Annotated in this window: 26 protein-coding genes; 10 read left to right on the top strand and 16 right to left on the bottom strand. The window is 69.4% G+C overall.

Going from position 1 to position 25716, the window contains the following annotated elements:
* The first annotated feature begins 6 nt into the window (after positions 1-6).
* Complete coding sequence (locus FO059_RS14060) at positions 7-459, top strand: RrF2 family transcriptional regulator (protein WP_143909637.1); 453 nt, start codon at positions 7-9, stop codon at positions 457-459.
* 229 nt (positions 460-688) lie between these two features.
* Here the strand turns inward: FO059_RS14060 and FO059_RS14055 are convergent, their stop codons facing one another.
* The 3 genes from FO059_RS14055 to kstD all read right to left on the bottom strand — a co-directional run bounded on the left by FO059_RS14055 (position 689) and on the right by kstD (position 4493).
* Positions 689-1291 (bottom strand): hypothetical protein, encoded by a 603-nt coding sequence (locus FO059_RS14055; RefSeq protein ID WP_143909636.1) that lies wholly within the window; start codon positions 1289-1291, stop codon positions 689-691.
* A 642-nt stretch (positions 1292-1933) separates the two neighbouring features.
* On the bottom strand, positions 1934-2797 hold the full coding sequence (locus tag FO059_RS14050; protein ID WP_143909635.1) for a MaoC/PaaZ C-terminal domain-containing protein: 864 nt from the start codon (positions 2795-2797) through the stop codon (positions 1934-1936).
* Complete coding sequence (gene kstD / locus FO059_RS14045; protein WP_199257001.1) at positions 2787-4493, bottom strand: 3-oxosteroid 1-dehydrogenase; 1707 nt, start codon at positions 4491-4493, stop codon at positions 2787-2789. Before kstD ends, FO059_RS14050 begins: the two co-directional genes overlap by 11 nt.
* Before the next feature lie 253 nt (positions 4494-4746).
* Here kstD and FO059_RS14040 point away from each other — a divergent pair, with 253 nt between their 5' ends.
* Entirely contained in the window at positions 4747-5970 is a 1224-nt protein-coding gene (locus FO059_RS14040) for a CaiB/BaiF CoA transferase family protein (RefSeq protein WP_233266739.1), read from the top strand.
* Entirely contained in the window at positions 5967-6974 is a 1008-nt protein-coding gene (locus FO059_RS14035) for a hypothetical protein (protein WP_143909634.1), read from the top strand. Before FO059_RS14040 ends, FO059_RS14035 begins: the two co-directional genes overlap by 4 nt.
* Here the strand turns inward: FO059_RS14035 and FO059_RS14030 are convergent.
* The 4 genes from FO059_RS14030 to FO059_RS14015 are packed head-to-tail and all read right to left on the bottom strand — an operon-like array spanning position 6958 to position 11336.
* On the bottom strand, positions 6958-8559 hold the full coding sequence (locus FO059_RS14030) for an AMP-binding protein (RefSeq protein WP_143909633.1): 1602 nt from the start codon (positions 8557-8559) through the stop codon (positions 6958-6960). The two genes, FO059_RS14035 and FO059_RS14030, sit on opposite strands and share 17 nt — an antisense overlap.
* Before the next feature lie 28 nt (positions 8560-8587).
* Positions 8588-9736 (bottom strand): ferredoxin--NADP reductase, encoded by a 1149-nt coding sequence (locus tag FO059_RS14025; RefSeq protein ID WP_143909632.1) that lies wholly within the window; start codon positions 9734-9736, stop codon positions 8588-8590.
* Positions 9737-9750: 14 nt separating this feature from the next.
* Positions 9751-10134, bottom strand: coding sequence for a hypothetical protein (locus FO059_RS14020; RefSeq protein WP_143909631.1), 384 nt, complete (start codon positions 10132-10134; stop codon positions 9751-9753).
* Positions 10135-10139: 5 nt separating this feature from the next.
* Positions 10140-11336: a Rieske 2Fe-2S domain-containing protein gene (locus FO059_RS14015; protein ID WP_143909630.1), complete on the bottom strand. Its 1197-nt coding sequence runs from the start codon at positions 11334-11336 to the stop codon at positions 10140-10142.
* Between the two features lie 434 nt (positions 11337-11770).
* On the opposite strand from FO059_RS14015, the gene hsaA reads away from it, so the two are divergent.
* From hsaA to FO059_RS13995, 4 genes are all read left to right on the top strand, one after another.
* Positions 11771-12928 (top strand): 3-hydroxy-9,10-secoandrosta-1,3,5(10)-triene-9,17-dione monooxygenase oxygenase subunit, encoded by a 1158-nt coding sequence (hsaA, locus tag FO059_RS14010; RefSeq protein ID WP_268892842.1) that lies wholly within the window; start codon positions 11771-11773, stop codon positions 12926-12928.
* A gap of 45 nt (positions 12929-12973) precedes the next feature.
* A complete protein-coding gene (gene hsaC / locus FO059_RS14005; protein ID WP_143909629.1) occupies positions 12974-13882 on the top strand; it encodes an iron-dependent extradiol dioxygenase HsaC in 909 nt (302 codons plus the stop codon).
* A gap of 2 nt (positions 13883-13884) precedes the next feature.
* Positions 13885-14454, top strand: a complete 570-nt coding sequence (hsaB, locus tag FO059_RS14000; RefSeq protein ID WP_143909628.1) for a 3-hydroxy-9,10-secoandrosta-1,3,5(10)-triene-9,17-dione monooxygenase reductase subunit — start codon at positions 13885-13887, stop codon at positions 14452-14454.
* A 215-nt stretch (positions 14455-14669) separates the two neighbouring features.
* Positions 14670-15614 carry an alpha/beta hydrolase gene (locus FO059_RS13995; RefSeq protein ID WP_143910776.1) on the top strand — a complete coding sequence of 315 codons (945 nt, stop codon included), beginning with the start codon at positions 14670-14672 and terminating at the stop codon, positions 15612-15614.
* A 129-nt stretch (positions 15615-15743) separates the two neighbouring features.
* Here the strand turns inward: FO059_RS13995 and FO059_RS13990 are convergent, their stop codons facing one another.
* From FO059_RS13990 to FO059_RS13950, 9 genes are all read right to left on the bottom strand, one after another.
* Complete coding sequence (locus FO059_RS13990) at positions 15744-16403, bottom strand: LysR family substrate-binding domain-containing protein (RefSeq protein WP_143909627.1); 660 nt, start codon at positions 16401-16403, stop codon at positions 15744-15746.
* A 31-nt stretch (positions 16404-16434) separates the two neighbouring features.
* Positions 16435-17487 (bottom strand): 2Fe-2S iron-sulfur cluster-binding protein, encoded by a 1053-nt coding sequence (locus FO059_RS13985; protein WP_143909626.1) that lies wholly within the window; start codon positions 17485-17487, stop codon positions 16435-16437.
* Positions 17488-17518: 31 nt separating this feature from the next.
* Complete coding sequence (locus FO059_RS13980) at positions 17519-17839, bottom strand: phenol hydroxylase subunit P4 (protein WP_143909625.1); 321 nt, start codon at positions 17837-17839, stop codon at positions 17519-17521.
* 1 nt (position 17840) lies between these two features.
* Positions 17841-19385, bottom strand: a complete 1545-nt coding sequence (locus FO059_RS13975) for a YHS domain-containing protein (RefSeq protein WP_143909624.1) — start codon at positions 19383-19385, stop codon at positions 17841-17843.
* A gap of 1 nt (position 19386) precedes the next feature.
* Positions 19387-19674: an MmoB/DmpM family protein gene (locus FO059_RS13970; RefSeq protein ID WP_143909623.1), complete on the bottom strand. Its 288-nt coding sequence runs from the start codon at positions 19672-19674 to the stop codon at positions 19387-19389.
* The gene (locus FO059_RS13965; RefSeq protein ID WP_143909622.1) at positions 19671-20687 is read right to left on the bottom strand and encodes a ferritin family protein; all 1017 of its coding nucleotides are present in this window, start codon (positions 20685-20687) and stop codon (positions 19671-19673) included. The genes FO059_RS13970 and FO059_RS13965 overlap by 4 nt, the downstream gene beginning before the upstream one ends.
* A 66-nt stretch (positions 20688-20753) precedes the next feature.
* The gene (locus FO059_RS13960) at positions 20754-21158 is read right to left on the bottom strand and encodes a hypothetical protein (protein WP_143909621.1); all 405 of its coding nucleotides are present in this window, start codon (positions 21156-21158) and stop codon (positions 20754-20756) included.
* 147 nt (positions 21159-21305) lie between these two features.
* Positions 21306-22226: a LysR substrate-binding domain-containing protein gene (locus FO059_RS13955; protein ID WP_143909620.1), complete on the bottom strand. Its 921-nt coding sequence runs from the start codon at positions 22224-22226 to the stop codon at positions 21306-21308.
* A 14-nt stretch (positions 22227-22240) separates the two neighbouring features.
* Positions 22241-23038 carry an IclR family transcriptional regulator domain-containing protein gene (locus tag FO059_RS13950; protein WP_143909619.1) on the bottom strand — a complete coding sequence of 266 codons (798 nt, stop codon included), beginning with the start codon at positions 23036-23038 and terminating at the stop codon, positions 22241-22243.
* Between the two features lie 347 nt (positions 23039-23385).
* Between FO059_RS13950 and catA the strand changes: the two genes are divergently transcribed.
* The 3 genes from catA to catC are packed head-to-tail and all read left to right on the top strand — an operon-like array spanning position 23386 to position 25713.
* Complete coding sequence (gene catA, locus FO059_RS13945) at positions 23386-24249, top strand: catechol 1,2-dioxygenase (RefSeq protein WP_143909618.1); 864 nt, start codon at positions 23386-23388, stop codon at positions 24247-24249.
* A 5-nt stretch (positions 24250-24254) separates the two neighbouring features.
* Entirely contained in the window at positions 24255-25376 is a 1122-nt protein-coding gene (locus FO059_RS13940) for a muconate/chloromuconate family cycloisomerase (RefSeq protein ID WP_143909617.1), read from the top strand.
* 55 nt (positions 25377-25431) lie between these two features.
* Complete coding sequence (gene catC, locus FO059_RS13935; RefSeq protein ID WP_143909616.1) at positions 25432-25713, top strand: muconolactone Delta-isomerase; 282 nt, start codon at positions 25432-25434, stop codon at positions 25711-25713.
* Positions 25714-25716 lie beyond the last annotated feature (3 nt).

The raw sequence follows: 25716 nt of genomic DNA, 5'->3' as shown, positions 1-25716 counted from the left end.
GTCCGCATGCGGATCACGTCGAAGGCCGACTACGCGGTGCGCGCCATGATCGAGCTCGCCACCGCGGACGGGCTGCTCACCGCGGAGGGCATCGCAGCCAGGCAGGGGATGCCCACCCGGTTCCTGCTGAACATCCTCAACGAGCTGCGGGTGGCCCGGCTGGTCGAAAGCCGGCGGGGCCGCGACGGCGGCTACCGGCTGGCCTGTCCGGCGGCCGAGGTGTCGGTGGCGGATGTGCTGCGCGCGGTGGAGGGGCCGCTGGCGGATGTGGCCGGAAAGGCCCCGGAGGACCTGGACTATCCCGGCGCCACGGCACCGCTACGCGACGTGTGGATCGCGACGAGGGGTGCAGTGCGGCAGATCCTCGAGACCGTCACCCTGGATGATCTGGCGGCCGGGGAACTTCCGGAGCCGGTGTTGAAGGTCCTCGGCGATCCCGGCGTGCAGCACCGGCGCTGAAGGGCGCGCGGGCGCGTCGGCGCTACGGGCGACAGCAGGCCGACGCGCTTCGCATGAAGTCCACGCAGCGTCGACGGGTCAATGGGGCCGAGTACATGGGAGACAGCTTCCACCAGAGAACACCACAATGTCAATCGGATTGGTGTAGAAGTGCAGCGGGTCAGAGGCTGCGTGCGCCGCGGGGCGCGGTTCCACGGACCGCGCCCCGCGGCGTTCTGGGACGTCGCGTTCAGGACGGGGCGGTCCGTGACGCGAGAAAGGCGGAGAGGAGCGCGGAAACATACGTCTCCGGATCGGCGCTGACGTTGTCGACGAGGTCCAGGCCGTGGGGCCGCAGTTCGGCGGCGTAGTCGTTCCGCTCCAGTGCGGCGTCCACGAAGAACGGCCACGGAAGCCGCAGGTCGCCTTGCTGATCAGCCTGCTCGGCCAGCCACGGGAACCACGGTGCGCACCCCACCGTGTCGAGCAGGTGCCGCAGGAAGACCCTCATCTCCTCGGTGGCGGCCTCGTGGACCTCCCGGGATCGCGGCGCGGCGGTCAGGGGTGCGACGAGGATGTCCGCGACCGGCCGGAAGTGCTCGAGATCGGCCATCAGGCTGCCGAAGACGAGCGTGTCGAACTCGCGCCTGCGGCGCTCGAGCTCGTCGGCGTGCCAGAAGGCCGCCTCGCATTCGTCGCTGCAGAACGAGTCGGGGGACACGTCGAAGTCGTCGGCGTCGATCTGCAGGATGCACCCGCACGGTTCGACGAGCAGTCCGTCGGAGGTGACGGGCTGCCAGTCCGCGGGCCAGTCCTCGGGGCCGATGCCGCTGAGGTCGTGTTCGGTGGTCATGGTTGCTCCTCGGTTTCCGGTGGGCCGGGATGGTATGGACGGGGTCGGGGACGGCGGAGCCCCCCAGGGGGATCCCTGGGGGGCTCTTCGAACGGTCTGGCGGCGGCGGTCTGGTTTCGGCGGTTTCGGCTGCTCCTTGTGTAGGGGGGATTGACATTCGCCGGCCTGGGGCTGCGATGGATGCGATGGGGTTCATCGAATCCCGATAGGTCTGTATTCGATTATTCTCCGGGGGCAATCATGACCGGAATAGTGCAATGCGGGTGATGTATCGGGATTCCAATGCGCGAAAGAAAGTATGTATTAATTTCGCGATGATTGCCATGGAATGTCCGTAATCATCCACCTGGACGCGCTGGTGGCGTCGAGCGGTCACCATGGTGCTGATCAGCCCATGGATCCGTATTCGCGTCGAATCGCACACCTTCTGCATCCGCCTGCTGTCGGGCGGATCGCGGTGTGTTCCGCATCGATTCCTGTTCAGTGACAGGCCGGTCGGTGTGCGGTCCGACGCTGTTGCGCAACGCCACCAGAATGCGCCTCGCCGGCCCGTCTGTCAAGCGATTGAAGGGCGTGTGAAAAAGGTCGGGGCCCGTTCTCCGCGTCGTGCGGAAAACGGGCCCCGGTCGCTGTGGTGTCGGTTTACTCCGCGACGGTGAGCACCACGTCCGCGAGGGCGGGCGCCTCGTCGCGCTCGGGCACGACGGCGGAGACGAGGATCTGGTCGCCCTCGCGCCACATGCGCACGCGCAGCGTCTCGCCCGGGAACACGATGCCCGCGAAACGCGCCTTGAAGCCCTTCACCTTGGCGGTGTCGCTGCCGAGCATCGCATCGACGACGGTCTTGCACGTGATGCCGTAGGAGCACAGGCCGTGCAGGATCGGCTTGTCGAAGCCGGCCGCCTTGGCGAACTCCGGATCCGAGTGCAGCGGGTTGCGATCGCCGCACAGCCGGTAGAGCAGCGCCTGCTGGGGCAGGACCGGCGCGTCGACGACGGCGTCGGGCTCGCGGTCCGGCAGCTCCACCTTGCTCGAGGGGCCGCGCTCGCCGCCGAAACCGCCCTCGCCGCGGGCGAAGATCGACGAACGGGCCGTCCACAGCGCGTTGCCCTCGGCGTCGACGGTCTCCGCCTCCTGCACGATGACGGCGGCCTTGCCCTTGTCCCACACCTCGGCGATCTTCGTGGTGGTGCGGCCGGTGCCGTTCGCGGGGATCGGCCGGTGCACGGTCACCTCCTGGCTGCCGTGCACCACCTTCGCCAGGTCGATGTCGACGCCGGGGAACTGCACCTTCGGCGGCTCGGAGGCGTGGAAGGTGGCGGCCACCGTCGCGAAGGTGGGGAGCACCTGGGACTCGTCGTCGCGCAGGTACCGCAGCTCGGCCGGGTCCACCGGCCGAGCCCCCGCGCCCACGCCGAGGTGGTAGAGCTGCACGTCGGAGCTGGTCCAGGAGAACTCCTGGGCGGGCAGTTCGGCGCCGACGGCGATGTTCGGATCAATGGGCATGGGAAGCCTCCTCGGCCTTGCGCTTGTTGTCCTTGTCCACCAGATCGAGCACCGCGAGGTAGCCGAACGTCATGCCCGGTCCGATGGTGGCGCCGGGGCCCGCGTAGGTGTGGCCCATGACCGGCGAGCTGCAGTTGCCGGAGGCATAGAGGCCGTCGATGACGCTACCGTCCTTGCGGAGCACCCGTGCGGCGGTGTCGGTCATGACGCCGCCCTTGGTGCCGAGGTCGCCCGGCACCATCTTGATGGCGTAGAAGGGCGGCTTGCCGATCTCGCCGAGCGACGGGTTGGGCTTGTTGAGCGGGTCGCCGTAGTAGTGGTCGTACGCGCTCTCGCCGCGCTGGAAATCCGGGTCCTTGCCGTCGCGCGCGAAGCCGTTGAACGTGGTGACGGTGTCCTGCAGCGCGTCGGCGGGCACGCCCATCTTCTCGGCCAGCTCGGCGATGCTGCCGGCCTTGACGATCACGCCGGACTTGAACCAGCGGCGGGGGAGCTTCTGGCGGGGCGGGATTCCGACGAACGAGTACCGGTTGCGGTAGCGCGTGTCCAGGACGAGCCATGCGGGGATGTTCTCCCCGGGCCCCTCGCCCTGGCCCCACTTGCCGCCGTACATCGCGTGCGTCGCCTCGACATAGGGCGCCGACTCGTTGACGAACCGCTTCGCGCGCTCGTTGACCATGATGCAGCCGGGCAGGCTGCGCTCGGACAGCGCGAACCACGGGCCGCCGGTGAGCGGCATCGACGGGCCCCACCAGGCGTCCTCCATGAAGCCGAGGTCGGCGCCCAGGCGCTCCGCGGCCTCGATGCCGGCCCCGGTGTTGGCCTTGGCCCCTACTGTCCAATCGGCGCCGATGGGCGCGCGCTGGTACTTCTGGCGCATCTCCGCGTTGTGCTCGAAGCCGCCCGACGCCAGGATCACGCCCAGGCGTGCGCCGATCGTCTCCTCGGTGCCGTCGGCCTTGCGGACCTCGACGCCGGTGACCTTGTCGCCCTCGGTGACCAGGTCGGTGAGTTCGGTGCTGAGCAGGATCGGCACGCCCGCCTGCAGCAGCCCGCCGCGGATGCCGGCCATGAGCGCCTGGCCGCGCACCAGCAGGTGCTTCTTGCGGGCCTTCGCCGCCAGGAAGCGGATGCCCACCTTCATCGCCTGCAGCGGCCCGCGCGGATGGCGCATGAGCAGGTTGAGCCACTTGTAGTCGGCCTGGGTGATGACGAAGTTCGGCGGGGCCTTGACGTAGTCGGGCTCGAGGTTCTTCAGCTCGTCGCCCAGCTTGTGGCCGTCGAAGGGGATCGGCTCCACGCTGCGCCCGCCCACGCGGCCGCCCGGCGCCTCCGGGTAGTAGTCGGAGTAGTTGGTCACCCAGCGCAGTTCGAGGGGGGAGTTGGCGAGGACGAACGAGAGCATTTCGGGCCCGCGCTCGAGGTAGGTGTCGATGCGCTCGGGCGCGACGGTGTCGCCGATGATGGAGTGCAGGTAGGTCCGGGCCGCCTCCGGGGTGTCCTGGACGCCGTCGCGGCGCAGCACCTCGTTGTTGGGGATCCAGACTCCGCCGCCGGAGCGGGCGGTGGACCCGCCGTAGTTCTCGGCCTTCTCGATGATGACGGCCCGGAGACCGTTCTTCGCGGCGGCAAGGGCGGCTGTCATGCCGGCGCCGCCGCTGCCGACGATCACGATGTCGTACTGCTGCTCGGTCATGTAGAACAGGTTATAGAACGGCGGTGGGGCGACGCCAGGCCCATGCCTGCGACCGTCATTCTGGCCCCTTGACCGGCTTGAACGCGACGTGCGGGTACCGGCCAGCGGGACGCGTCCTGCGCGGCCCGAGCGCCGGATCCCGCCGGGCGTGGTGGAAACGGTGCTCGGACCGCCGGTGCGGACTGCCACACTGACGGGGGTGCGTCCGCACCCGGATCAGGCCGGCCGAAGCGCAGAAGGGAGCAGCCTGACCGTGGGAACGAACGAGGCCGGGGAGCGCGGCACGCTTCCGCTCGACGGCGTGACGGTGGTGGCGGTGGAGCAGGCCGTAGCGGCGCCCCTCGCCACCCGGCACCTGGCCGACCTGGGCGCCCGGGTGATCAAGATCGAGCGGCCGGGCACCGGCGACTTCGCCCGCCACTACGACACCGCGGTCAACGGCCTCGCCGCACACTTCGTCTGGCTGAACCGGGGCAAGGAATCGGTGGCGGTGGACCTCAAGGATCCGGACGGCCTCGACCTGGTGCGCCGGCTGATCGCGGGCGCCGACGTGTTCGTGCAGAACCTCGCCCCGGGTGCGGCGGGCCGCCTGGGCCTCGGCGCCGACACGCTGCGCGGCGATCAGCTGCGCGCCGGACGGCCGGGACTGGTGACCGTGGACATGTCCGGCTACGGCGACGAGGGGCCCTACCGCGACCGCAAGGCCTACGACATGCTCGTCCAGTCGGAGGCAGGGCTGGTCGCGATCACCGGCACCCCGGACTCCCCGGCGAAGACCGGCATCCCGTCGGCGGACATCGCTGCGGGCATGTACGCCTTCTCCGGCGTGCTCGGCGCGCTGCTGCGGCGCGAACGGACGGGCGAGGGGGCGGAGGTGTCGGTGTCGATGCTCGATTCCCTCGTCGAGTGGATGGGCTACCCGATGTACACGGCCATGTACTCGGGGACGCCGGTCGAGCGCACGGGCATCGCGCACCCGTCGATCGCCCCGTACGACGGCTACCCCACCGCGGACGGCGAGGTGCTGATCGGCGTGCAGAACGACGACGGCTGGCGCGCGCTGGCCACGACGGTCCTGGGCCGCCCGGAGCTGGCCGATGACGAGCGGTACGCCACCAACGTCGAACGCGTGCGCCGCCGCGCCGAGGTCGACGCCGCGGTCGCGGCCGGCACCCGCACCTTCACGTCGGCGGTCCTGCTCGACCTGCTCGCCGAGGCCGGGATCGCGGCCGCCCGGTTGCGGGACGTGCCGGGCATGGTGGCGCACCCGCAGATTTCGGCGCGCGGGCGGTGGCGCAGCGTCGGCACCCCGGCCGGCCCGGTGGACGCGGTGCTGCCGCCGATCGGCATCTCCGGTGCGGAACCCGCGATGGGCGACGTCCCGGCGCTGGGGCAGCAGACGGACGCGGTGCTGGCAGGGATCGGGGTCGGCGGCGGGCGGATCGCGGACCTCCGCGAAAGGGGAGTGGTGCAATGATCGGCGGCCCGGGACGGGACGGCGCTGCGCGGGGCGGCTCGGGGCAGGACGACCCGGGGGCCGGTGCGCCGCCGGCGGTATTCGCCGAGATCGCCGAGCATTGGCGGCCGGAGCCCGAGGCCGCCGAGGAGGTGCTGTCGCCGTGGCCGGCCGCAGCCCTGGCCGCACTGCTGGGCGCCGATCCGCCCGCGGAGGACGGGGGCGCGCTGCCGCCGCTGTGGCACGAGGTGTACCTGCGCGACCGCCCGCGCATCGAGGACCTGGGCGAGGACGGGCACCTGCTGGGCGGCCCGCTGCTGCCGCCGATCCCGCGGCGCCGCCGGATGTTCGGCGGCGCGCGCATCGTCGTGCACGACCCGCTGCGCATCGGCGAGCGCGTGCGGCGCACCAGCGCCGTCCGGAACGTCCGCGCCCGGCACGGCCGCAGCGGATGGCTGCTGCTGGTGACCGAGCTGCATGAGTTCGAGGCGGGCGGGAACCTGCGCGTGGAGGACGAACGCGACATCGTCTACCGCATGCCTGACGACGTGCGCGGCGCCCCGGCCGTGCGGATCGGCGTGGGCGACGCTTCCGGCCCGGCTGCGGAAGGCCCGGCGGCCGGGCCGATCCTGCGGCTGGAGGCCGACGAGCGGCTGCTCATGCTCACCAGCGCGCTGACCTACAACCCGCACCGCATCCACTACGACCGCGACTATGCGACGGGCGTCGAGGGGCATCCGGACCTCGTCGTGCACGGGCCGCTGCTGGCGCTCGAGGGCATCGAGGCGGCGCGGCGGATCGGCGGCCGGCACCCGGACCGCGTGGACTACCGGCTGATCGCCACGGCGTACCAGGGGGCGCCGGTCGACTTCGTCGAGGCGCAGCCCGCGTCGGCGACGAGCGGGCCCGGAAGCGACTCGATCCGCACGGAGGCGGACTCCGTGCGGATCGAGGGATGGCAGGACGGCCGCCGCTGCATCCGGCTGGACGCCGCCTGGAACGGGGACGTCAGCCCGCGGGGGTGACCGTCGCCTTGGCCCAGCGGTAGTCGGCCTTGCCGCTCGGCGAGCGGCGGATGGCGTCCACCACCACCAGGGAGCGGGGGGCCTTGTACCCGGCGAGCAGCGGCTTGAGGTGGGCGCGCACGTCCTCGAGCGACGGCTCGCCGAACCCGTCGCGCAGCTGGATGACGGCGGCCACCGACTGCCCGAACTTGGGGTCGGGGGCGCCCGCGACGAGGGTGTCGAGGATCGCCGGGTGGCTCTTGAGCGCCTGCTCGACCTCCTCGGGGAAGACCTTCTCGCCGCCGGTGTTGATGCAGCCGGAGCCGCGGCCGAGCACGATGATCGAGCCGTCCGCGTCCACCTTGGCCATGTCGCCGAGCACCGAGAAGCGCACGCCGTCCTTGACCGGGAACGTGGCCCGCGACTTGGCCTCGTCGCCGAAGTACTCCAAGGGCACGTGGCCCCGTCGCGCGAGGTAGCCGATCTGGTCCGTGCCGGGCGCGATCGGGTCGAGCAGCTCGTCGACGACGATGGTGTGCTCGCTGGCCTGCAGTCGCAGCACGCCCTCCTCGTCCATGTCGACCACGCCGTCGGCGCCGGATTCCGAAGCCCCGAAGCTGTCGCGGATCAGCAGGTTCGGCAGTAGCTCGAGCAGCTTGGTGCGCGAGGACTGCGACCAGATGGCACCGCCGGAGGCGACCGAGAACAGCGTGGAGACGTCGTACCGGTCGGGGTTCGCGACCAGTTCGTCCACCAGCGGAACGCCCATCGCATCGCCGACGATCATGAGGATCTGGATCTTCTCGCGTTCGGTCAGCTCCAGCGCCTCGACGTGGCCGAAGTTGCGCATCAGCACCTGGCGGGCGCCGATGAAGAACATCTGGAACAGCGAGTACATCGCGGCGCCGTGCATCAGCGGGGCCGTCACCAGGATGGTCAGCTGCGGGAAGTTGGCGGCGGCCTCGGTGAGCTCTTCGATCGTGTGGTGCGGGTCGCCGTACGGATTGCCGCCGGAGAGCGCGGCGTAGTAGAAGTCCTCCTGCCGCCAGACGACGCCCTTGGGGTGCCCGGTGGTTCCGCCGGTGTAGATGATGAAGCGGTCGTCGGCGCTGCGCGGCGCGAAGTCGCGTTCGTCGCCGACCTCCGCGAGCGCCTCGGAAAGCGCGCGCACCGCGATGCCGGCCTTTCCGCACGCGTCGGTGAGCTCGGCGGTGGGCGTGCCGACGACGAGGATCGCCTCGAGGTCGGGGCAGTCCGGGACCACGTGGGCCACGAGCGGGGCGAACTCCTCGTCGACGATGAGCAGAGCCGAGCGCGAATTGGTGTACAGGTAGGCCAGTTCGGCTTCGGTGTAGCGGTAGTTGATGTTCACCGGCACCATGCGTACCTTCAGCGCGCCGATCACCGACTCGATGTACTCGACGCTGTTGCGCATGTGCATGGCGACGTGCGACCCGGTGTCGATGCCGGTGGCGGCGATGGCGTGCGCCATGCGGTTCGACTCGCGGTCGAGCTGCGCGAAGGTGAGGCGCTTGTCCTCGAAGACCAGCGCCTCGCGCTCGTCGAGCTTGTCGGCAAGCGCCTCGAAGATGTCGGCAAGATTCATGGACTACCCATCTCTCATCGTGTGACGGCTACTCGTCGTAGGAGACCTTCACGTGGTCGGACTTCGGCAGTGATTGGCATCCCAGGTAGATGCCCTCTTCGATGTCCTCGGGCTCGAGCACCTCGTTGGTGATCATCTCCACGTCGCCCTCGAGGACCATGCACGCGCACGCGCTGCAGGCGCCCTCGCGGCAGGAGAACGGGGCGTCCAGGCCCTTGCTCAGCAGCAGGTCCAGCAACTTGGTGTTGCGCGGCCACGAGTATTCGTAATTCTCGCCGTCGAGGGTGACCTCGACGGTGGCGTTGTCGGTGGAGTCCTCGTCGGACTCCTCGACGACGATCTCGGCGAACGGGTCGCCTTCGATCGACTGGAAGACCTCGATGTGCACGCGTGCGTGCGGCATCGCCAGGTCCTCTTTGAGCGCGCCCTCGACCGCCGACATGAACGGCCCGGGGCCGCAGATGAAGGCGTCGCGGTCCTCGAACGGCTTGGCCAACGCGGCGATCGTCGCCCGCGAGGGGAGGCCCTGCAGCGTCTGCAGCCAGTGCAGCACCGTGAGGCGCCCCGGGTACTGCTCTGACAGCTCGCGGAGCCGGTCGGCGAAGATCACCGAGTTCTCGTCCCGGTTCGCGTAGATCAGCGTCACATCGGCGCTGCCCTCCTGCAGCGCCGACTTGAGGATCGACATGACCGGGGTGATGCCGCTGCCGGCGGCGATCAGCAGCAGGTCGTGGTCGAGGTCCTTCGGCACGAACATGCCCGACGGCTGCAGCACGTCCACCTGCATGCCCGCGGCGGCGTTGTCGCACAGCCAGTTGGAGGCGTAGCCGTCCGCGGTGCGCTTGACGGTGACCGTGAGCTGGTCGTCGGTGTACGGCGAGCTGGACAGCGAATAGCTGCGCGCGACCGACCCGGTGAGGTCGCTCGGGATGCGGAGGGTGAGGAACTGGCCGGGGGAGTATCCGAAACGCTTCGCGAGCTCGGCGGGCACGTCGAACACCAGCGACCGGGCGTCGTCGGTCTCCGCGATCACGCGCGCCAGCGAGAGCGAGTGCACGTGGCTGCCCACGAGTCCGTTCCCGGCCGCGGCTGTCCGCACGCCTGAGCCGCTTCCGGCGTCGTCCGACCCTGCGTCGTCCGTGTTGGGGTCCGAGTTGGGCGGTTGGGCCTCTGGCATCCTCGTTCAGTCCTTCATCGTGTCTGCTGACCCGGTTCCGGGTCCTCGTCTTCGGGCACCTCGACACGGCCCGCCCGAACAGAATGCACTATCGAAGAGTCCAGGTCGGGGCACCCGTCCCGGAGGGCGGTCGGGGTACCCGTCCCGGCCCACTCGGCGAAACGCGGGCACGTCGCGGCGGGCTCATCCTGCCATTGCACGCTGGTGTGCTGTGCAGTGAGCTTGCGCACGAGCACCTCGGTGCCGCAGCGTTCGCAGGCCACCGGGACCATCGCGTCGACCATGTAGCGGCGACGATCCTCCTCCGTGGCGCGGTGCAGCGCCGCGCGCTCCGCGGGATCGGTGAAGGTCCGGGCCTTGGCCCAACCACCCAATCCCGGGGCATGCCGCCCGGCCATCGCGCTCAGACCTCCACCTGGCGCTCGGTGGCCCGCTGCGCGGGGGTCGCGTCGTCCGCGGCCGACTGCTCCTGTTCGGCGCGGATGCGTTCGAGGTTCTCGGCCACTTCCTTCTCCCAGAACTCGTTGGCCTTGGTGGTGTCCACCTCGTACTCGAAGCGCTGCGTCATCTCGTCGGTGACGTCGGCCTTGTCCACGTAGAACTGTTCGTACCAGCGGCGCATCTGGTAGACGGGGCCGTCGTTGTCGCACAGCAGCGGGTTGTCGATCTTCGACTTGTGCTTCCAGATCTCCACATCCTGCAGGAAGCCCTCGCTGATGCCCTCGGTGAACTTCGCGGCCAGCTTGTCGGCCAGCTCGTCCGAGACGCCCTGGGGCTTCTTGACCATCACGCCCCACATCAGGACGAAGGAGTCCGGGCTCACCGGGTAGTGGCAGTTGATCAGCACCGACTCGACCTTGTACCCGCTGTAGATGTTGGTCAGCGGGTTGATCATGTACGAGGGGCCGTAGTACGCGGCCACGGATTCAAGCAGGGTGTCGCCGCCGTACTGCGAGGCCATGCCGATGTCCGGCCGTCCCTTCGTGGTGAGCCACTGCGAGGCGACCCGGCCGTCGAAGATGTTCTTGAAGTACGTGGGGAACGCGTAGTGGATGTAGAAGAAGTGCGCCATGTCCACCACGTTGTCGACGATCTCGCGGCAGTTGGAGCCGTCGATGACCATCGAGTTCCAGGTCCACTCGGTCCACTCGTCCGAGTCGACGCCCTCGATCTCGGGGATGTAGTCCTCCGGCGCCCCGCCCTCGGGGTCGTTCCACACGAACAGCTGGCCGTTGCGCTCGAGCGTCGGCCAGTTCTGGGTGCGGGCGCGCATGGGCACACGCTTGGCGTAGGGGATCTGCTTGCACTTGCCGTCGCCGCCCCAGCGCCAGTCGTGGAACGGGCAGGCGATCTCGTCGCCCTTGACCGTGCCCTGGGAGAGATCGCCCCCCATGTGCCGGCAGTAGGAATCGAGGACGTTGAGCTCGCCCTTGGTGTCCTGCCAGACGACGAGCTTGCCGCCGAACGCCTCCACCGAGTGCGGCGTGCCGTCGCGGAAGTCCTTCGCCAGCCCCAGGCAGTGCCAGCCGCGGGCGAACCGCTCCTGCGTCTCGCCGACGTCGATGTGCCGGACGTGGTCCGAGGTGTCTGTGGTCGCCATCGCTCTCACTTCCTTCTTCGGTAGTGCGGTGCACTCGCGTCGATCGTCGTGCGCACGCTGCGCATCCGGTGTCGGCGCGCAGGCCGCGCCGTGCGGGCCCCGGTACGCGGCGCGACGGCCGCGGCGCCGATCTCGGCGCCATGCCCGACGCGATGCCCGGCGCCATGCCCGACGCCATAGTAGAACAGGTTATAGAAATCATACGCCTCGCGGCAACGTCCCACCCACCAGTGGCCCCGGCATGCGCCGCGGCGTGATGTGGAACGGTGTGACGTGGCGGCGTTCGACACGAATGAGAACGTGTTCTAGTCTGGGCGCGTTCGTGGGCGCGCCGCCGGGGCGGACAACGGGCGACAGACGGGAGTTCTACGGTGAGCGGAATCGACGAGCGCATCGGGCGGGAGCGCACCGCGTCGTGGCAGGACCCGGCCGCCTTGGAGGTGCTCGAGCGGGTGCGCGCGATGCTCCCCGCGGTCCGGGCGCGGGCCGAAGAGGCCGAACGGCTGCGCGAGCTCCCGCAGGAGACGCTGGACGAACTGCAGGAGGCCGGATTCTTCCGGCTGCTGCAGCCCAAGCAGTGGGGCGGCATCGAAGCCGATCCGCTCACCTATTACACGGCGGTGCGCGACCTCGCGGGGGCCTGCGGGTCCACCGGATGGGTCGCCGGCATCGTCGGCGTGCACAACTGGCACCTGGCGCTGTTCCCGCAGCAGGCGCAGCAGGACGTGTGGGGCGAAGACCCGAACGTGCGCATCTCGTCCTCCTACGCCCCGATGGGTTCCGGCGAGGTCGTGGACGGCGGCTACAAGGTCAACGGCGCCTGGGCGTGGTCGTCGGGCAGCGCGCACGCCGACTGGGTGGTCGTCGGCGGCCCCGTGATCAAGGACGGGCGCGCCGTGGATTTCGTCAGCTACCTGATCCCGCGCGCCGACTACCGGATCGACGACGTCTGGCACGTGGTGGGGCTCAAGGGCACCGGGTCCAACACGATCGTCGTGCAGGACGCCTTCGTGCCGGCGCACCGCGCGCTGAGCTTCAAGCAGATGACCGACTACACGGCGCCGGGGCTGGAGGTCAACACGGCACCGCTCTACCGGATGCCGTGGGGGACCATCCACCCCACCGTCATCTCCACGCCCATCGTCGGCATGGCCTACGGCGTCTACGACGCGCACGTGGAGCATCAGGGCACGCGGGTGCGGGCGGCCTACGCGGGGGAGAAGGCCAAGGACGACCCGTTCGCGAAGGTCCGGGTGGCCGAGGCCGCCAGCGACATCGACGCGGCCTGGCGCCAGCTGTCCGGCAACCTGGCGGAGGAGTACGAGTGCGTGCGCGCCGGCGAGCAGGTGCCGATGCCGATGCGGCTCGCCGCGCGTCGCGACCAGGTGCGGGCCACCTCGCGCGCCATCGCGTCGATCGACAGGCTCTTCGAATCCTCCGGCGCCACCGCGCTGCACTCCGGCACGGTGATCCAGCGGCTCTGGCGCGACGCGCACGCGGGGCGGGTGCACGCGGCCAACGACGCCGAGCGGGCGTACGTGATGTACGGCGGGGCGGAATTCGGCCTGCCCGTCAACGACAGCATGGTCTGATCCGGGGCGGCCCCGGACACCGAGACAACCGAGGAGACGAACGCGATGAGCATCCGTGCGCTGGGATACCTGCGTATCGAGACCACCGACATCGAAGCCTGGCGCGAGTACGGCCTCAAGGTGCTCGGGATGATCGAGGGCAAGGGCGACGACGAGAACAACCTCTACCTGCGGATGGACGACTTCCCGGCGCGCCTGGTCATCGTCCCCGGCGAGCGGGAGCACATCTCCTCCATCGGCTGGGAATGCGCCAACGAGGCGGGGCTGCAGGACATCCGCGACCGGCTCACGGCGGCCGGGTGGGAGTTCGAGGAGGCCACGCCGGAGGAGCTGGCCGAGCGCCGCGTGGTGGACATGATCAAGACCCACGACGCCACCGGGTACACGCTCGAGATCTTCTGCCAGGTGGCCCTGCAACACCGCCGCGTCGTGAGCCCCTACGGGCACACCTTCGTGACGGGCGACCAGGGCCTGGGGCACGTGGTGCTCGCCACCGACGACGACGCCGCGGACCTGAAGTTCTACCGCGACGTGCTGGGCTTCAACCTGCGCGACTCGTTCCGTCTGCCCCCGCAGGTGGCCGGCCTGCCCGCCGACCACGACTCCGTGTGGCTGCGGTTCCTCGGCGTCAACCCGCGCCACCACAGCCTGGCCTTCGCCCCCATCAAGGGCATGTACCCCACCGGCATCGTGCATCTGATGCTGGAGGTCGGCAACAGCGATGACGTCGGCCTGTGCCTGGACCGCGCGTACCGCCGCAAGGTGCCCATGGCCGCGTCTCTGGGGCGTCACGTCAACGACGAGATGCTGTCGTTCTACATGAAGACCCCGGGCGGATTCGACCTCGAGTTCGGCTGCGAGGGCCTGCAGGTGGAAGATGATGACAGCTGGATCGCCCGCGAGAGCACGGCGGTCAGCCTGTGGGGACACGACTTCACGATTGGACGCAAGTAGATATGACGGACGCACCCGCGGAAATCGACGGCAGGGCGCTGCGCAACCTCATCGGCAACTTCGCGACCGGCATCACGATCATCTCCACGACGGTCGATGACGCGCCCGTGGGGTTCGCCTGCCAGTCGTTCAGCTCCCTGTCGCTGGACCCGCCCATGGTGCTCTTCTGCCCGATGAAGACTTCGAGGTCGTGGAGCGCCATCGAGGCGGCCGGCCGGTTCGGCGTGACGATCCTGGCCGAGGACCAGCAGGACGCGTGCGCCGTGTTCGGCTCGCGGAACCCGGACAAGTTCGCCGCGGTGGACTGGCATCTGTCGCCGGGGGGCATGCCGATCCTCGACGGCGAGCTCGCCTGGATCGACTGCACGGTGGAGAACGTCGTCGACGGCGGCGACCACCACGTGGTGTTCGGCCGGGTGGAGGCCTTCGGCACCGGCACGCCGGACAAGCCGTTGCTGTTCTACCGCGGCCAGTACACGGGGATCGAACCCGACAAGTCCGTGCCGGCGCCGTGGCGTGCGGACCTCGAGGAGTTCCTGTTCACCGCGGGCACCAACGACACCTGGCTCTGACCGCGCGTCGGTCCCGGCGGCCCGGCTGCGGAAGCGCGGCCGGGCCGCCGCATGCCGGTACCCCGCGTCACAGGCAGATCCGCGCGGTGGCTTAGCGTGGAGTCATGACCACTGCGGGGGCACATGACGAAGACGACCGACCCGTGGGCACGGCGCGCGCGCTGACGGTGTCCACCTCCACCGCGCCGTTCACCTGGCATTGGACGCAGAGCCGGATGGCCAAGCGAATCCGCCGGCTCGCGCGTGTGGCGGTCAAGCCGCTGATGACGATCTGGCCGATGACCGAGCGCGGCATCGATGTCATCGAACGGGCCGACCACTGGGCGGAGTCGCGGATCCCGTACCCCGCCGGCGCCGACATCACCGACGTGCTGCTGGGCGGGGTGCGTTGCGAGCGGACGATGCCGCGTGAAGCCGCGACCGCCGGGCTCGCCGGGGGCGCGGTGCTCTACCTGCACGGCGGGGCGTTCCTGTTCGGCGGACCGTCGACCCACCGCGGCGTGTGCGCGCTGCTCGCCAAGACCGCGGGGGTCCCCGTCTACTCCGTCGAGTACCGTCAGCTCCCCGCCGGCCCGGTGTCCGCGTCGGTTGCCGACGCGGTCTCGGCCTACACCGCGCTCCTGGAATCGGTGGCGGATCCGTCCCGCATCATCGTCGGCGGCGACTCGGCCGGCGGCTATCTGGCCATGAAGGTCGCCGAGATCGCCGCGCTGCGGTCGATCCGGGGACCGGCCGCGGTCATCGGGTACTCGCCGCTGCTCGACCTCGTGCTGGGCAAGAACGATCCCGGGTATTTCCGCCGCGACGCGTACCTGCCGACGCGGCCGCTGGAGAAGCTGCGCGAGCGCTGGCTGGACGGCCCCGCGATGATCGAAGGCGCGCAGTCGCCCGTCGACGCCGACCCCGCACTGTTCCCTCCCGTGTTCCTCTCCGCCGCCGAGTACGAGCTGCTGCGCCCCGGCGTCGAGGTGATGACCCAGCGGCTCCACGATGCGGGGGTGCCGGTCGAGACGCACCTGTGGGTGGGGCAGGTGCACGCGTTCCCGGCGGTCGGCCCGCGGCTGCCCGAGGCACGCGAGATCGTCCGTCTCTCGGTGGAGTTCGCGCGCAGGGCGGTCGCGGGCCGGCCGGAGGAGGACGACGAGGGGCGCTGCGCGTAGCGGGATGCGTGCGGGTCGTGGGAATCGGTGCGCGGCGCGTGGGAAGGGCCGAGGAGCGAGGTGAAAGCCGGTGCACGGGGGGGAGGGGCGGCACCCCCGCGCACCGGCCGGCGAGCCCCCGTTCGCACGTCAGGACCGCACCGGGCGCGGCCCCCCGATCAGTCGGTAGATCCTGTGCACCACCTTCTCCCGGGCGGGGTCGGGGTCGTCTGCGCGCACCGCCAGGGCCAGCTCGACCTCGCGGGTATTCCCGGCGAGCGGACGGTAGACGGCTCCGGCGATCTGCAGACGCTGCGCGGACGCGGGGACCAGCGCGACGCCCAGGCCGCCGGCGACGAATGCGACCAGGGTGGCCGTTTCCGCGACCTCCACCGCGGTGCGCGGCGCGAACCCGGCCTCCCCGCATGCCTCCTCGACGGCGTCGTGCACCACCGAGGTGAAGTGGGACGGATAGGCGACGAACGGGTCGTCCCGAAGCTCCGCGAGGCGCACCGCATCGTTCTGTGCGAGGCGGTGCGCGGCGGGAAGCACGGCGATGAGTGGTTCGGTGCGCACCAGGTGCACTGCCACGTCGTCGGCGTGGACGGGCGGCCGCAGCAGCCCGATGTCGATCTTCCCGGACCGCAGTGCGTCGACCTGGGCGGGGGTGAGCATCTCGCCCTTGAGCCCCAGCCGCAGCTCGGGGAAGTCCTCCGCGAGAGTACGCGTGATGCCGGGCAGCAGGTCGTACGTCGCCGACCCGGTGAATCCTATGGTGATCCGCCGCTCGGCGGCTGCGTTGTCGATCATCGGTGCTGCACCTTCCCCGTGTCTCGGTCGTTCAGCGCTTGATCAGTGGGCTGCGCACCACGTTGGTGCCCGCGGCGCGGTCGGCGGAGTCGAAGAAGTCCTCGCGGTAGATGTCCCGGGGGAACAGACGCGCCTTCATCAGTGCCTTCATCGTGTCCGTGACCATGGCCGGGTTGCCGCAGATGTACGCGACGTTGCCTGCGGCGCGCGGGTAGTCCTCGGCCAGCAGGGCGGGCACGCGGCCGGTGCGGTCGTTCCAGGTGTCCTTCGACAGCGCGGGCCGGTAGCTGAACCAGTCGTTCTGCTCGTCCAGTTCGGTGAAGAACTCCTTGTCGTAGAGGTCGTCCCGCGTGGCCACGCCGTGATACAGCACCACCTGGTGCCCGCTGCCGGTCTCCGCCACATGCCGCACCATCGACTTGAGCGGCGCCAGGCCCGTGCCACTGCCCAGCAGAACCACCGGCTGCTCCCGCAACGGGCGCCACGAGAACTTGCCGTACGGGCCGGTGAAGGAGACGCGGTCGCCGGCGGCGAGCGATTTGAAGACCCATCCTTCGGTGACGACGCCGCCGTCGGAGAGCTGGATGTGCAGTTCGATCCTGCTGGGGTCCTGGGGGGTGCTGGCGATGGAGTACGGCCGCACTTCGCCGGTGGGGGATGCAAGCGAGACGTATTGCCCGGGGTTGAAGCTCACCGGCGTGTCGGCGGCGATGATCACCTTGCGGACCCGCGGACCGGCCTCCTCGACCGACTCGATGACGCCCGTGTAGTCGCGCACAGGGTGGATGTCGACGCCTTCCTCGACGTCCACCTCGGCCTCGACGGTGAGGTCCTCGCGTGGGGTCGCGACGCACAGCAGCGCAGCCCCTTCCTCACGCTCGCTCTCCAGCAGCGCGTACGGCGAGGCGTCGCCGTAGTTCACCTCGCCCTCGAGGACCTCGGCTTTGCAGGTGCCGCAAGTTCCGTGGGTGCACGCGTGCGGGAGCCAGATGCCCTCGCGCAGGCATGCGTCCAGCACCGTCTGGTCCTCGCGGCACGTCACCTCCGCGCCCAGCGGTTCGATGGCGACGGTGTATTCGGTCATGGTCGTCCTCCGTCCAGACGTTCGGCCGCGGTCACGCCGAGAAGCTCAGCAGTGCCTTGTGGCCGACGCCCAGCTGTTCGAGCGTCTTGTGCGGGTCCGGCGTGATCGGCTCGTCGAACAACTGCCAGCCGCCCACCGCGCCGGCGTCGAAGTCGGGGTCGGACGCGGCCCACCCGTCGACGAACTGCTCCTGGAAGTCCGCGAACGTCACGGCGCGGGGCACGCGGAAGCACCCGGCGGAGCTGAACAGCAGGTTCCCCCGCCAGTACACGTAGACCAGCTGGTCGTCGCCGTAGAGCTCCGCGCGGTCGGCGGACGGGTAGTCGTACTCGTACAGGGCCTTGACGGTCATATCAGGACTCCTTCGCCTGTGCGGTGGCGGGCTCGCCGTGCCATTCGGCCCACGCCCGCGCGTCGGGTGAGCCCTTGTATTCGCCGTTGTCGCCCTCCTGCAGCCCATACCATTCGAGGACTTCGGGGACGCTCGGCCCACCGCAATTGCCCTGGTAGATCTGGTGCACCGGCAGCCAGGCCTGGATGTACTTCTCGGGTTCGCGCTCGAAGATCCATTGGCAGCCGTCGCTGCAGGTGTGGAACGTCTCGCCCTGGTATTCGCTGTGCCGCAGGGACAGCCGGGTGGGGTCGTCGGGCTCGGTGAAGGCCATCGGGATTTGACACACCTGGCACAGTTGCGGCAGGCCTTCGACGAAGGAGCGGCCGCCGTCGGCCTCGATGCGGGCGTGCTTCTCCCAGGTGGGGCGGTAGTACTCGTCGAACGACTCAGGGTAGGCGCTGCTGAGCCATTCCATCTTCTCGGCGGTCGGGGTCTGCGTGGTGAACGCCGCCGCGAACGAGAAGTTGTGCAGGATTTTGTAGGCCTGGTGGGACAGGTGCTCCTTCTCGGAGATCGCCAGGTCCACGTGCTTGGGCGGGGTGATGCCGTAGAACTCCAGGTCGGGGAACAGACCGCCGAGCATCTGGTCCTCGAAGTAGAGCTCGAAGGCCTCTTTCCAGCTGGTGACCTCCCGCGGGAGCATGTAGTCCATCATCGCCGCCACCAGCGCGGCCACGCGGTATGCGCGCCAGAACCACTTGTCGATCCACTCCTGGATGATCGGCACGTTTCCCTCGTCCTGCTCCAGGAGGAACTTGATGGCCTCGAGGCCGAGGGTCATATGCCGGCTCTCGTCCGACTGAGCCGAGAATCCGAACGACATCGTGGGCAGGTCGCCGTTGAAGCTCGCTCCGCTCATGAAGGGGACGAAGAGCAGGTTGGTCAGCAGGTACTCGAAGCTGAACGAGATCGCGATGAGGAACTCGAACGGGCCGGCGGTCATCGCGTCGTCGAAGAACGACTTGGGCACCGAGAGGTACCAGACGCGGTCCTTCTGCGTGGTCCAGCTGTGGAATCCGCCGTAGTACTTGTTGTAGTTGCTGATCGTGTGGATCTGGGTCTGGCAGTGCCGCAACTCGTCCACGGACTGGCACAGCGACGCGAACCGGGGTGCCGGGCCCTCGAGGTACCGGGCGAGGAACGCGAAGTGGCGGTGCGCCGCGTACTCGAGCGGGGTCACGCCCTGGATGAAGATCTTGAGCGCGTTCAGGTAGCTGGCGTCCGAGAGTGACAGGTGTCCCTGGCCCTGCGCGAACCCGTCGAGGACGGCGTATAGCCGCTTGTCCTTTTCCGCCTGGTACTTGTAGTAGGCGTCGACGGTGAGCCGGAACGGATCCTCCCAGCCGTTCCAATCGTGGATCTTGATGCCCTCGTACGAGGTGTAGGGAAAGAGTTCGTCGCGTTCGACGTAGCTCGGTTCCCAGTCGAGGTCGCGGGTCAGCAGCGAGTAGCGCTGCTTGAGAGGGAGTTTGCGGGTGCGGGTCTTGGATTTCTGCGTCGCCATGTCAGTGCTCCCAGCTCACGATGATCTGATCGTCGTCCCATTCGGAGAAGTTCCCCGCGCAGGAGACGATGGCCAGTTGGAATTCGCCGGTCTCCCAGTCCCGGCCGAGCTTGTCCTCGACGGTCTCCCGGTTCACGACGATGCGCCCGGGGCACTGGACCTTCACCAGGCCGGGCAGCCGGCGGACGGTGAGGTCCGGGTTGTCCTCGCGGATCGCGTCGATGATCGCGCGGTTGTCGTCGGATTCCTGCAGGTCGATGCCCACCTGACGGGTGGTGATGTCACTCATGCCTGTGCTCCCAGCTTGGTGTTCCACACGTCGGTCTCGTGTGCGTGCGTGTCGCCGAGGAGGTCCTTTGCGAAGACCCCGTCGACCTGGGCGTCGATGAATGCGGCGATCGGCATCACCGCTTCGAGTGCCCGGCCGCGCCAGCGGTCCAGGATCGACTCCAGCGTCTGGCGGTTTTGTGCGCCGTGTCCATCGTCGGTGCACCAGGACTTGACGAGTGCGTCGAGCCACCGGCGCTGATCGGCGAACCACGCGGTGAAGTACTGCGCGACAAGGCTGTACGCCCCGCCGCCGGTGGTGAGGGCGGCTTCGTCGAGCCCTCGGAAGACCACCTCGTACAGCAGCGAGTCGGTGACGTCGAGCGCCAGCAGCGACTCCGCCCAGTCGTCGCACACCATGATCTGCTCGGTCAGCTTGCGCAGCGGCTGCAGGTGCGCGCCCTCGATCCACTCGATCTTGGCGGACTGCAGCATGTCCGAGGTGCCGTCGGCGAGGGCGATGCCCACCCGGGAGAGCATCTGCGCGTTGCCGATCCGGTCGAACGAGGCGTAGCTGCAGCACTGCTCGATGGAGGTGCCGTAGGCGAAGCGGGAGCCGGCGACGCTCACAAGTTGCCCGCCGGACTCGTAGTGCCGCAGTGGCACCACCGCGGACCCGACGATGGAGCGCCAGCCTTCCGGCATCTTCGCGAGCAGCCCGCGCTGCTCGATATATGCCAGCGACTTGCCGAACTCGTCATGGTGCGCGGCCCGGTTGGTGACGTAGGGGGTGTAGTAGTACTGGCGCGGGTCTAGGAACGAATACGGGTCGGTCAGCAGCAGCTGCGTGAAGTTCGGGTCGTACAGCTCGTGCTCGGCCGTCCAGGTGGGACGGTAGTGGTAGACGTTGCGCGGCTCGATATCGAGGGTGCCCTCGAGGTAGCGGCTGGCGGGTTCGTCGCCGCGGCGGTCGATGACGTTCTGGAAAGTGTGACGTCGCGGTTCGATGACCTGGGTGCGCAATTCGTATTGCACGGTCAGCCTCCTGGTGGCGGGGTCGCGGTGGTGGTCGGAGCCGGGATCGGCGGTGCGGGTGGCGGATCAGGGGGTGCTGCGGTCGCCGGCTGTCGCCGGCACGAGGCTGAGGAGCAGCGCCTGCATCTGTTCCTCGCCTGCAAGCTCGCGGGACTCCGCGATGCCCGGGGCCTGGATGTGCGCGGTGGCGCTGCGGGCGTCGACCAATGTGGCGATGCGGGCGGAGCGGTCCGCGCAGGCGATCGTGAACGTCAAGGCGCCGGGGCCGCTCTCGTCGACGAGGGTGAACTCGGCGCCGTGCTGCCGGAGAACCACGTTGGCCTCGCAGAGCAGCTGCTCGGCGAGCGAACGGATCAGCACTTGCGTGTCCGCCGCCGCGGCCAGCGTCCGCACGGCGCTCGGCGTCGTGGACGGGGCCGTTGCGGGGGCGCCGTCCAGGTGGTCCTGCACCGCCAGCATGAAGGGGGTCACATCGCACTCCTGAGGTAGTCGGTGCGTGCCCTGCGGCACTTCTCCGCCTGGGCTGTGATGCCAGTCTCACCCCGGGATCGGGATGGGGGAAGTACCAGTTGTGTCACTATTGATATGCAGGAAGTACCTATTGCGGATCGGTCCGCATCAGTGCCGGTCCCCGCGGGTGCGCTGAGGACGCGGGCCACCGAGGAACCGGTGCAGGCGCGCGATGACGCGTTGCAACAGCGGATCGGGATCGCCGGCGCGGAACGCCAGGGCCAGCTCCACCTCGCGCGTCGTCGCCGCCAGTGGACGGTAGACGGCGCCGGGGATCTCCAAGCGCCGCACCGACGCCGGGACGACGGCGACGCCCAGCCCTGCGGCGATGAAGGTGACCAGCGTCGAGGTCTCGGAGACTTCCGTGACGTCGCGCGGCCGGAACCCCACCTCCCGGCATGCGTCGAGTACTGCGTCGTGCACGACGGACCGGAAATGCGACGGATAGGTGATGAACGGTTCGTCGCGCAGATCCGCCAGCCGCACAGCGTCGTTGCGGGCGAGCGGGTGCGCTTCCGGCAGGGCCGCGATCAACGGCTCGGTGCGCACGATATGCACGGTCAGTTCCGGGTCGTGCACCGGAGGGCGGAGCAGACCGATGTCGAGGGTGCCGTCCCGCAGCCCGTCGACCTGGGCGGGGGTGAGCATCTCGCCCTTGACGGTCAGCGACACGCGCGGCAGTTCGGCACGCAGGATCCGGGTGACGCCGGGCAGCAGCTCATAGGTAGCGGACCCCGTGAAGCCGATCGACAACTCGCCGATCTCGCCTGCGGCGGCGCGCGTCGCGTCCCGGTTTGCGGCGTCGACGGCCTGCAGGATGGACCGGGCGCGCTCCAGGTACACCGCGCCCGCGACCGTCAGCTCCACCTTGCGGGTGGACCGGTGGAGCAGGGTGACGCCCAGTTCCTCCTCGAACTGCCGGATCTGGTGCGACAGCGGCGGCTGCGCCATGTGCAGTCGTTCAGCGGCCCGCCCGAAGTGGAGTTCCTCGGCGACAGCGACGAAGTACCGGAGGTGGCGCAGTTCCATGGGCAGGAAGTGTGTCACACGCCACCGGCGCGGGCCTCCTGTCCTGTGGTGAGTCCGAGGTCCCGGCTGAGCGCCTTCGCGGTGTCGACGACGCGCGGCGCCGTGGCGGCGAGGAAGTCCGCGGGGTCGCTGCGTCCGGTGGAGCTCGAGCATGCGATCACACCGATAACCCGGCCGACGGCGTCGCGCACCGGGGCCGCGACGGAGACCAGACCCAACTCCAGCTCCTCAATGCTCGTCGCGTAGCCGTCCGTGCGCACGTCGGCGAGGCGATCGCGGAACACCGTGGGATCGGTGATCGTGCGGGGCGTGAGTGCGCGGAAGTCCGTCGCCCCGATCGCCGCGTCGACGGTGCCGGCGTCAGTCCATGCCAGCAGAGCCTGGCCCATCGACGTCGCGTAGGCGGGTACGCGGGTGCCCACCGAGACGTTGATGCTCATGATGCGCCGTACGGGCACGCGCGCGGCGTAGACGACCTCCGTGCCGTCGAGGACGCCCAGGGACGCCGACTCGCCGGCGGTCTCGGCGAGTGCCAACAGGTGCGGGGTCGCGGTGTCGGTGAGGGTGTGGGTGGCGGAGTAGTGCTGGCCGATGCTGAGGACCCGCGGGGTCAGGCTCCACCGACCGTCCGTACCCGTCACGTAGCCGAGCCGCTGCAGCGTGAGCAGGATGCGGCGGACTGCCGGACGGGACAGGCCCGTTCCGGACGCGAGCTCGCCGAGGCTCGGCGACGGGTTGTGCTCATCGAACGCCAGCAGCACGGCGAAGCCGCGCTCGATGCTGCGGATGTAGTCGCGCTCGCTGGTGCTCACAGTGGCGGGCCTTTCACTTCAGCGGGGCGGGGCGGCCACGGCGCGTGGCAGCGGATCGCCGAGCGCGTGTACGCAGAGCGTACTTCGGGTGCGGCACCTGCGCGGCGGCCGGCGTTGACAATCCGTATGACATGGAGCACAGTGTCAATGTACGCAGAACGTGCGCTCTGTACGCACAACGTACACCTGACAGGTTTTCGCACTGCGCGAAGTCTTCAATCGCGTGGCACCGGTGCATGCTGCTGGTGCGGCGCAGGACGTACGCGTTGCGCGATCCGGACAGGACTCTCGGCAGAACCCGCGCCCGGCACCCGCGCCGGACGCATCCCCCCAGGAGGACAGCGACGATGACAACGATCGACGCCCCCAGCGCCAAGGGCTCCGGCAGCGCTGCGACCGACCGGTTCAAGACCGAACGGCTCTCGGCGGACACGCCGCCCGAGCGTGCCAAGATGATCTACGACGACGTCCTCGACGCGCTCGGCGGCGTGATCCGCAAGCACGAGGTCACCTATGCCGAGTACAAGGTGCTCAAGCAGTGGGTGATTGACGTCGGCGAGGGTGGCGAATGGCCGCTGTGGCTGGACGTGTTCGTCGAACATCACGTCGAGGACGTCAACTACAGCCGGCACGGGTTCCACGGCACGAAGGGCAGCATCGAGGGGCCCTATTACATCCCGAACGCGCCCAAGCTGCCGTCGGTGTGCACCATGCCGATGCGCGACAAGGACCTGAGCGCCGACCAGCTCGTGTTCTCCGGCCAGGTCACCGATCTCGACGGCACCGGCATCGGCGGCGCGAGGATCGAGATGTGGAGCAACGACGCCGACGGCTACTACTCGCAGTTCGCCGAGGGCATGGACATCCCCGAATGGAATCTGCGGGGCACCATCGTCACCGACGACCAGGGCCGGTACGAGATCACGACGCTGCACCCGGTGCCGTACCGCATCCCGCACGACGGCCCCACCGGCAAGTTCATCGAGTCGTACGGGGGCCACCCGTGGCGTCCGGCGCATCTGCACCTGATCGTCTCCGCCTCCGGCAGGAACGCGATCACCACTCAGCTGTACTTCCGCGGTGGCGACTACATCGACAACGACGTCGCCTCGGCGGTCAAGCCGGAGCTGATGCTCGAACCGCGCAAGGGCGAGGACGGCCGGTACCACCAGGAGTACGGATTCGTGCTCGACCCGGCGCCGGAGGACTGACGAGGATGCACGGACTGGAGATCGCCGAGGTCACGGCGACCATCCTCGATGTACCGCTGGTGCGTCCCCACAAGTTCGCCACCACCACGGCGACGGCGCAGCCGATCCTGCTCGTGGCGATCCGCACGGCCGACGGCGTGACGGGGTACGGCGAGGGGGTCGTCCCCGGCGGCCCGTGGTGGGGCGGTGAATCGGTGGAGACGATGAAGGCGCTGGTCGACGGCTACATGGCGCCGATCGTCAGCGGCCGGCGGGTCGACGACGTCACCGGCGTGCTCGCCGACATCGACCGGGTGGTGGCCAACGCCCGCTTCGCCAAGGCCGCGGTGGATGTGGCGATGCACGACGCGTGGGCCCGCAGCCTGGGCGTGCCGCTGCACGTGCTGCTGGGCGGGGCGTTCCGCACCTCGGTCGACGTGACGTGGGCGCTCGGCGCGGCGCCGGCGCAGGAGATCATCGACGAGGCGCTCGGCAAGGTGGACGCCGGGCTCAATCGCTCGTTCAAACTGAAGATGGGTGCGCTGGCGCCGGACGAGGACGTGCGCCGGGTCTCCGCGATCGCCGGCGCGCTGGCCGGGACGGCCGGCGTGCGGGTGGACGTCAACGCGCGGTGGGACAGGGTGACCGCCAAGCGCTACCTGCCCGCCCTCGCCGACGCGGGAGTGGAGCTGATCGAGCAGCCCACCCCGGCCGAACAGATCGAGGTGCTCGCCGAGCTCTCCCGAATGCTGCCCGTCCCCATCATGGCGGACGAGAGCGTTCAGACGCCGCACGACGCGCTGGTCGTGGCGCGGTCGGAGGCGGCCGACGTCATCGCCGTGAAGACCACGAAATGCGGCGGGCTCCGGCGCAGCCGCGAGGTGGTCGCCGTGGCGAAGGCCGCCGGCATCGCGTGCCACGGGGCCACCTCCATCGAAGGGCCCATCGGCACCGCGGCATCGCTGCACTTCGCTTGCGCCGAGCCGGGGATCGACTACGGCAGTGAACTGTTCGGTCCGCTCCTGTTCGCCGAGGAGCTGCTGACTACGCCGCTGGAGTACCGGGACGGATCGGTCCACCTGCCAGACGGTCCCGGCCTGGGCGTGGAGCTCGACATTGACGCGGTGAAGCGCTTCACCCGCAACTGAACCCCGACCCCGGCAGCGTGGATCCGCGTGGCCGCCGACGAAAGGACCCGGTGCGATGGCACTGTTCCACGTGCGTATGGACGTCGAGATCCCCCGCGATCTCGACCCCGCCGTCCGCGACGAGACTATCGCCCGCGAGAAGGCGTACTCGCAACAGCTGCAGCGCGACGGAAAATGGCCGCACCTGTGGCGGATCGTGGGTCAATACAGCAACATCAGCATCTTCGACGTCGAGTCCGCGGATGAGTTGCATGAGATCCTGTGGGGACTGCCGCTCTTCCCGTACATGCGGGTCGAGGTCATGCCGCTGACACGTCACGGATCGTCGATCCGCTGACGC

The sequence above is a fragment of the Tomitella fengzijianii genome (assembly GCF_007559025.1).
GTDB lineage: Bacteria > Actinomycetota > Actinomycetes > Mycobacteriales > Mycobacteriaceae > Tomitella > Tomitella fengzijianii.
Note: the sequence above shows the minus strand (reverse complement) of the source record. Positions and strands in the feature narration are given on the sequence as shown.

Bases quoted from the DNA above. Each gene is read 5' to 3' on its own strand.
- FO059_RS14060 (WP_143909637.1), top strand. From the start codon at position 7: ATGCGGATCACGTCGAAGGCCGACTACGCGGTGCGCGCCATGATCGAG.
- FO059_RS14055 (WP_143909636.1), bottom strand. From the start codon at position 1,291: ATGACCACCGAACACGACCTCAGCGGCATCGGCCCCGAGGACTGGCCC.
- FO059_RS14050 (WP_143909635.1), bottom strand. From the start codon at position 2,797: ATGCCCATTGATCCGAACATCGCCGTCGGCGCCGAACTGCCCGCCCAG.
- kstD (WP_199257001.1), bottom strand. From the start codon at position 4,493: ATGACCGAGCAGCAGTACGACATCGTGATCGTCGGCAGCGGCGGCGCC.
- FO059_RS14035 (WP_143909634.1), top strand. From the start codon at position 5,967: ATGATCGGCGGCCCGGGACGGGACGGCGCTGCGCGGGGCGGCTCGGGG.
- FO059_RS14030 (WP_143909633.1), bottom strand. From the start codon at position 8,559: ATGAATCTTGCCGACATCTTCGAGGCGCTTGCCGACAAGCTCGACGAG.
- FO059_RS14025 (WP_143909632.1), bottom strand. From the start codon at position 9,736: ATGCCAGAGGCCCAACCGCCCAACTCGGACCCCAACACGGACGACGCA.
- FO059_RS14020 (WP_143909631.1), bottom strand. From the start codon at position 10,134: ATGGCCGGGCGGCATGCCCCGGGATTGGGTGGTTGGGCCAAGGCCCGG.
- FO059_RS14015 (WP_143909630.1), bottom strand. From the start codon at position 11,336: ATGGCGACCACAGACACCTCGGACCACGTCCGGCACATCGACGTCGGC.
- hsaC (WP_143909629.1), top strand. From the start codon at position 12,974: ATGAGCATCCGTGCGCTGGGATACCTGCGTATCGAGACCACCGACATC.
- hsaB (WP_143909628.1), top strand. From the start codon at position 13,885: ATGACGGACGCACCCGCGGAAATCGACGGCAGGGCGCTGCGCAACCTC.
- FO059_RS13995 (WP_143910776.1), top strand. From the start codon at position 14,670: ATGGCCAAGCGAATCCGCCGGCTCGCGCGTGTGGCGGTCAAGCCGCTG.
- FO059_RS13990 (WP_143909627.1), bottom strand. From the start codon at position 16,403: ATGATCGACAACGCAGCCGCCGAGCGGCGGATCACCATAGGATTCACC.
- FO059_RS13985 (WP_143909626.1), bottom strand. From the start codon at position 17,487: ATGACCGAATACACCGTCGCCATCGAACCGCTGGGCGCGGAGGTGACG.
- FO059_RS13980 (WP_143909625.1), bottom strand. From the start codon at position 17,839: ATGACCGTCAAGGCCCTGTACGAGTACGACTACCCGTCCGCCGACCGC.
- FO059_RS13975 (WP_143909624.1), bottom strand. From the start codon at position 19,385: ATGGCGACGCAGAAATCCAAGACCCGCACCCGCAAACTCCCTCTCAAG.
- FO059_RS13970 (WP_143909623.1), bottom strand. From the start codon at position 19,674: ATGAGTGACATCACCACCCGTCAGGTGGGCATCGACCTGCAGGAATCC.
- FO059_RS13955 (WP_143909620.1), bottom strand. From the start codon at position 22,226: ATGGAACTGCGCCACCTCCGGTACTTCGTCGCTGTCGCCGAGGAACTC.
- catA (WP_143909618.1), top strand. From the start codon at position 23,386: ATGACAACGATCGACGCCCCCAGCGCCAAGGGCTCCGGCAGCGCTGCG.
- FO059_RS13940 (WP_143909617.1), top strand. From the start codon at position 24,255: ATGCACGGACTGGAGATCGCCGAGGTCACGGCGACCATCCTCGATGTA.
- catC (WP_143909616.1), top strand. From the start codon at position 25,432: ATGGCACTGTTCCACGTGCGTATGGACGTCGAGATCCCCCGCGATCTC.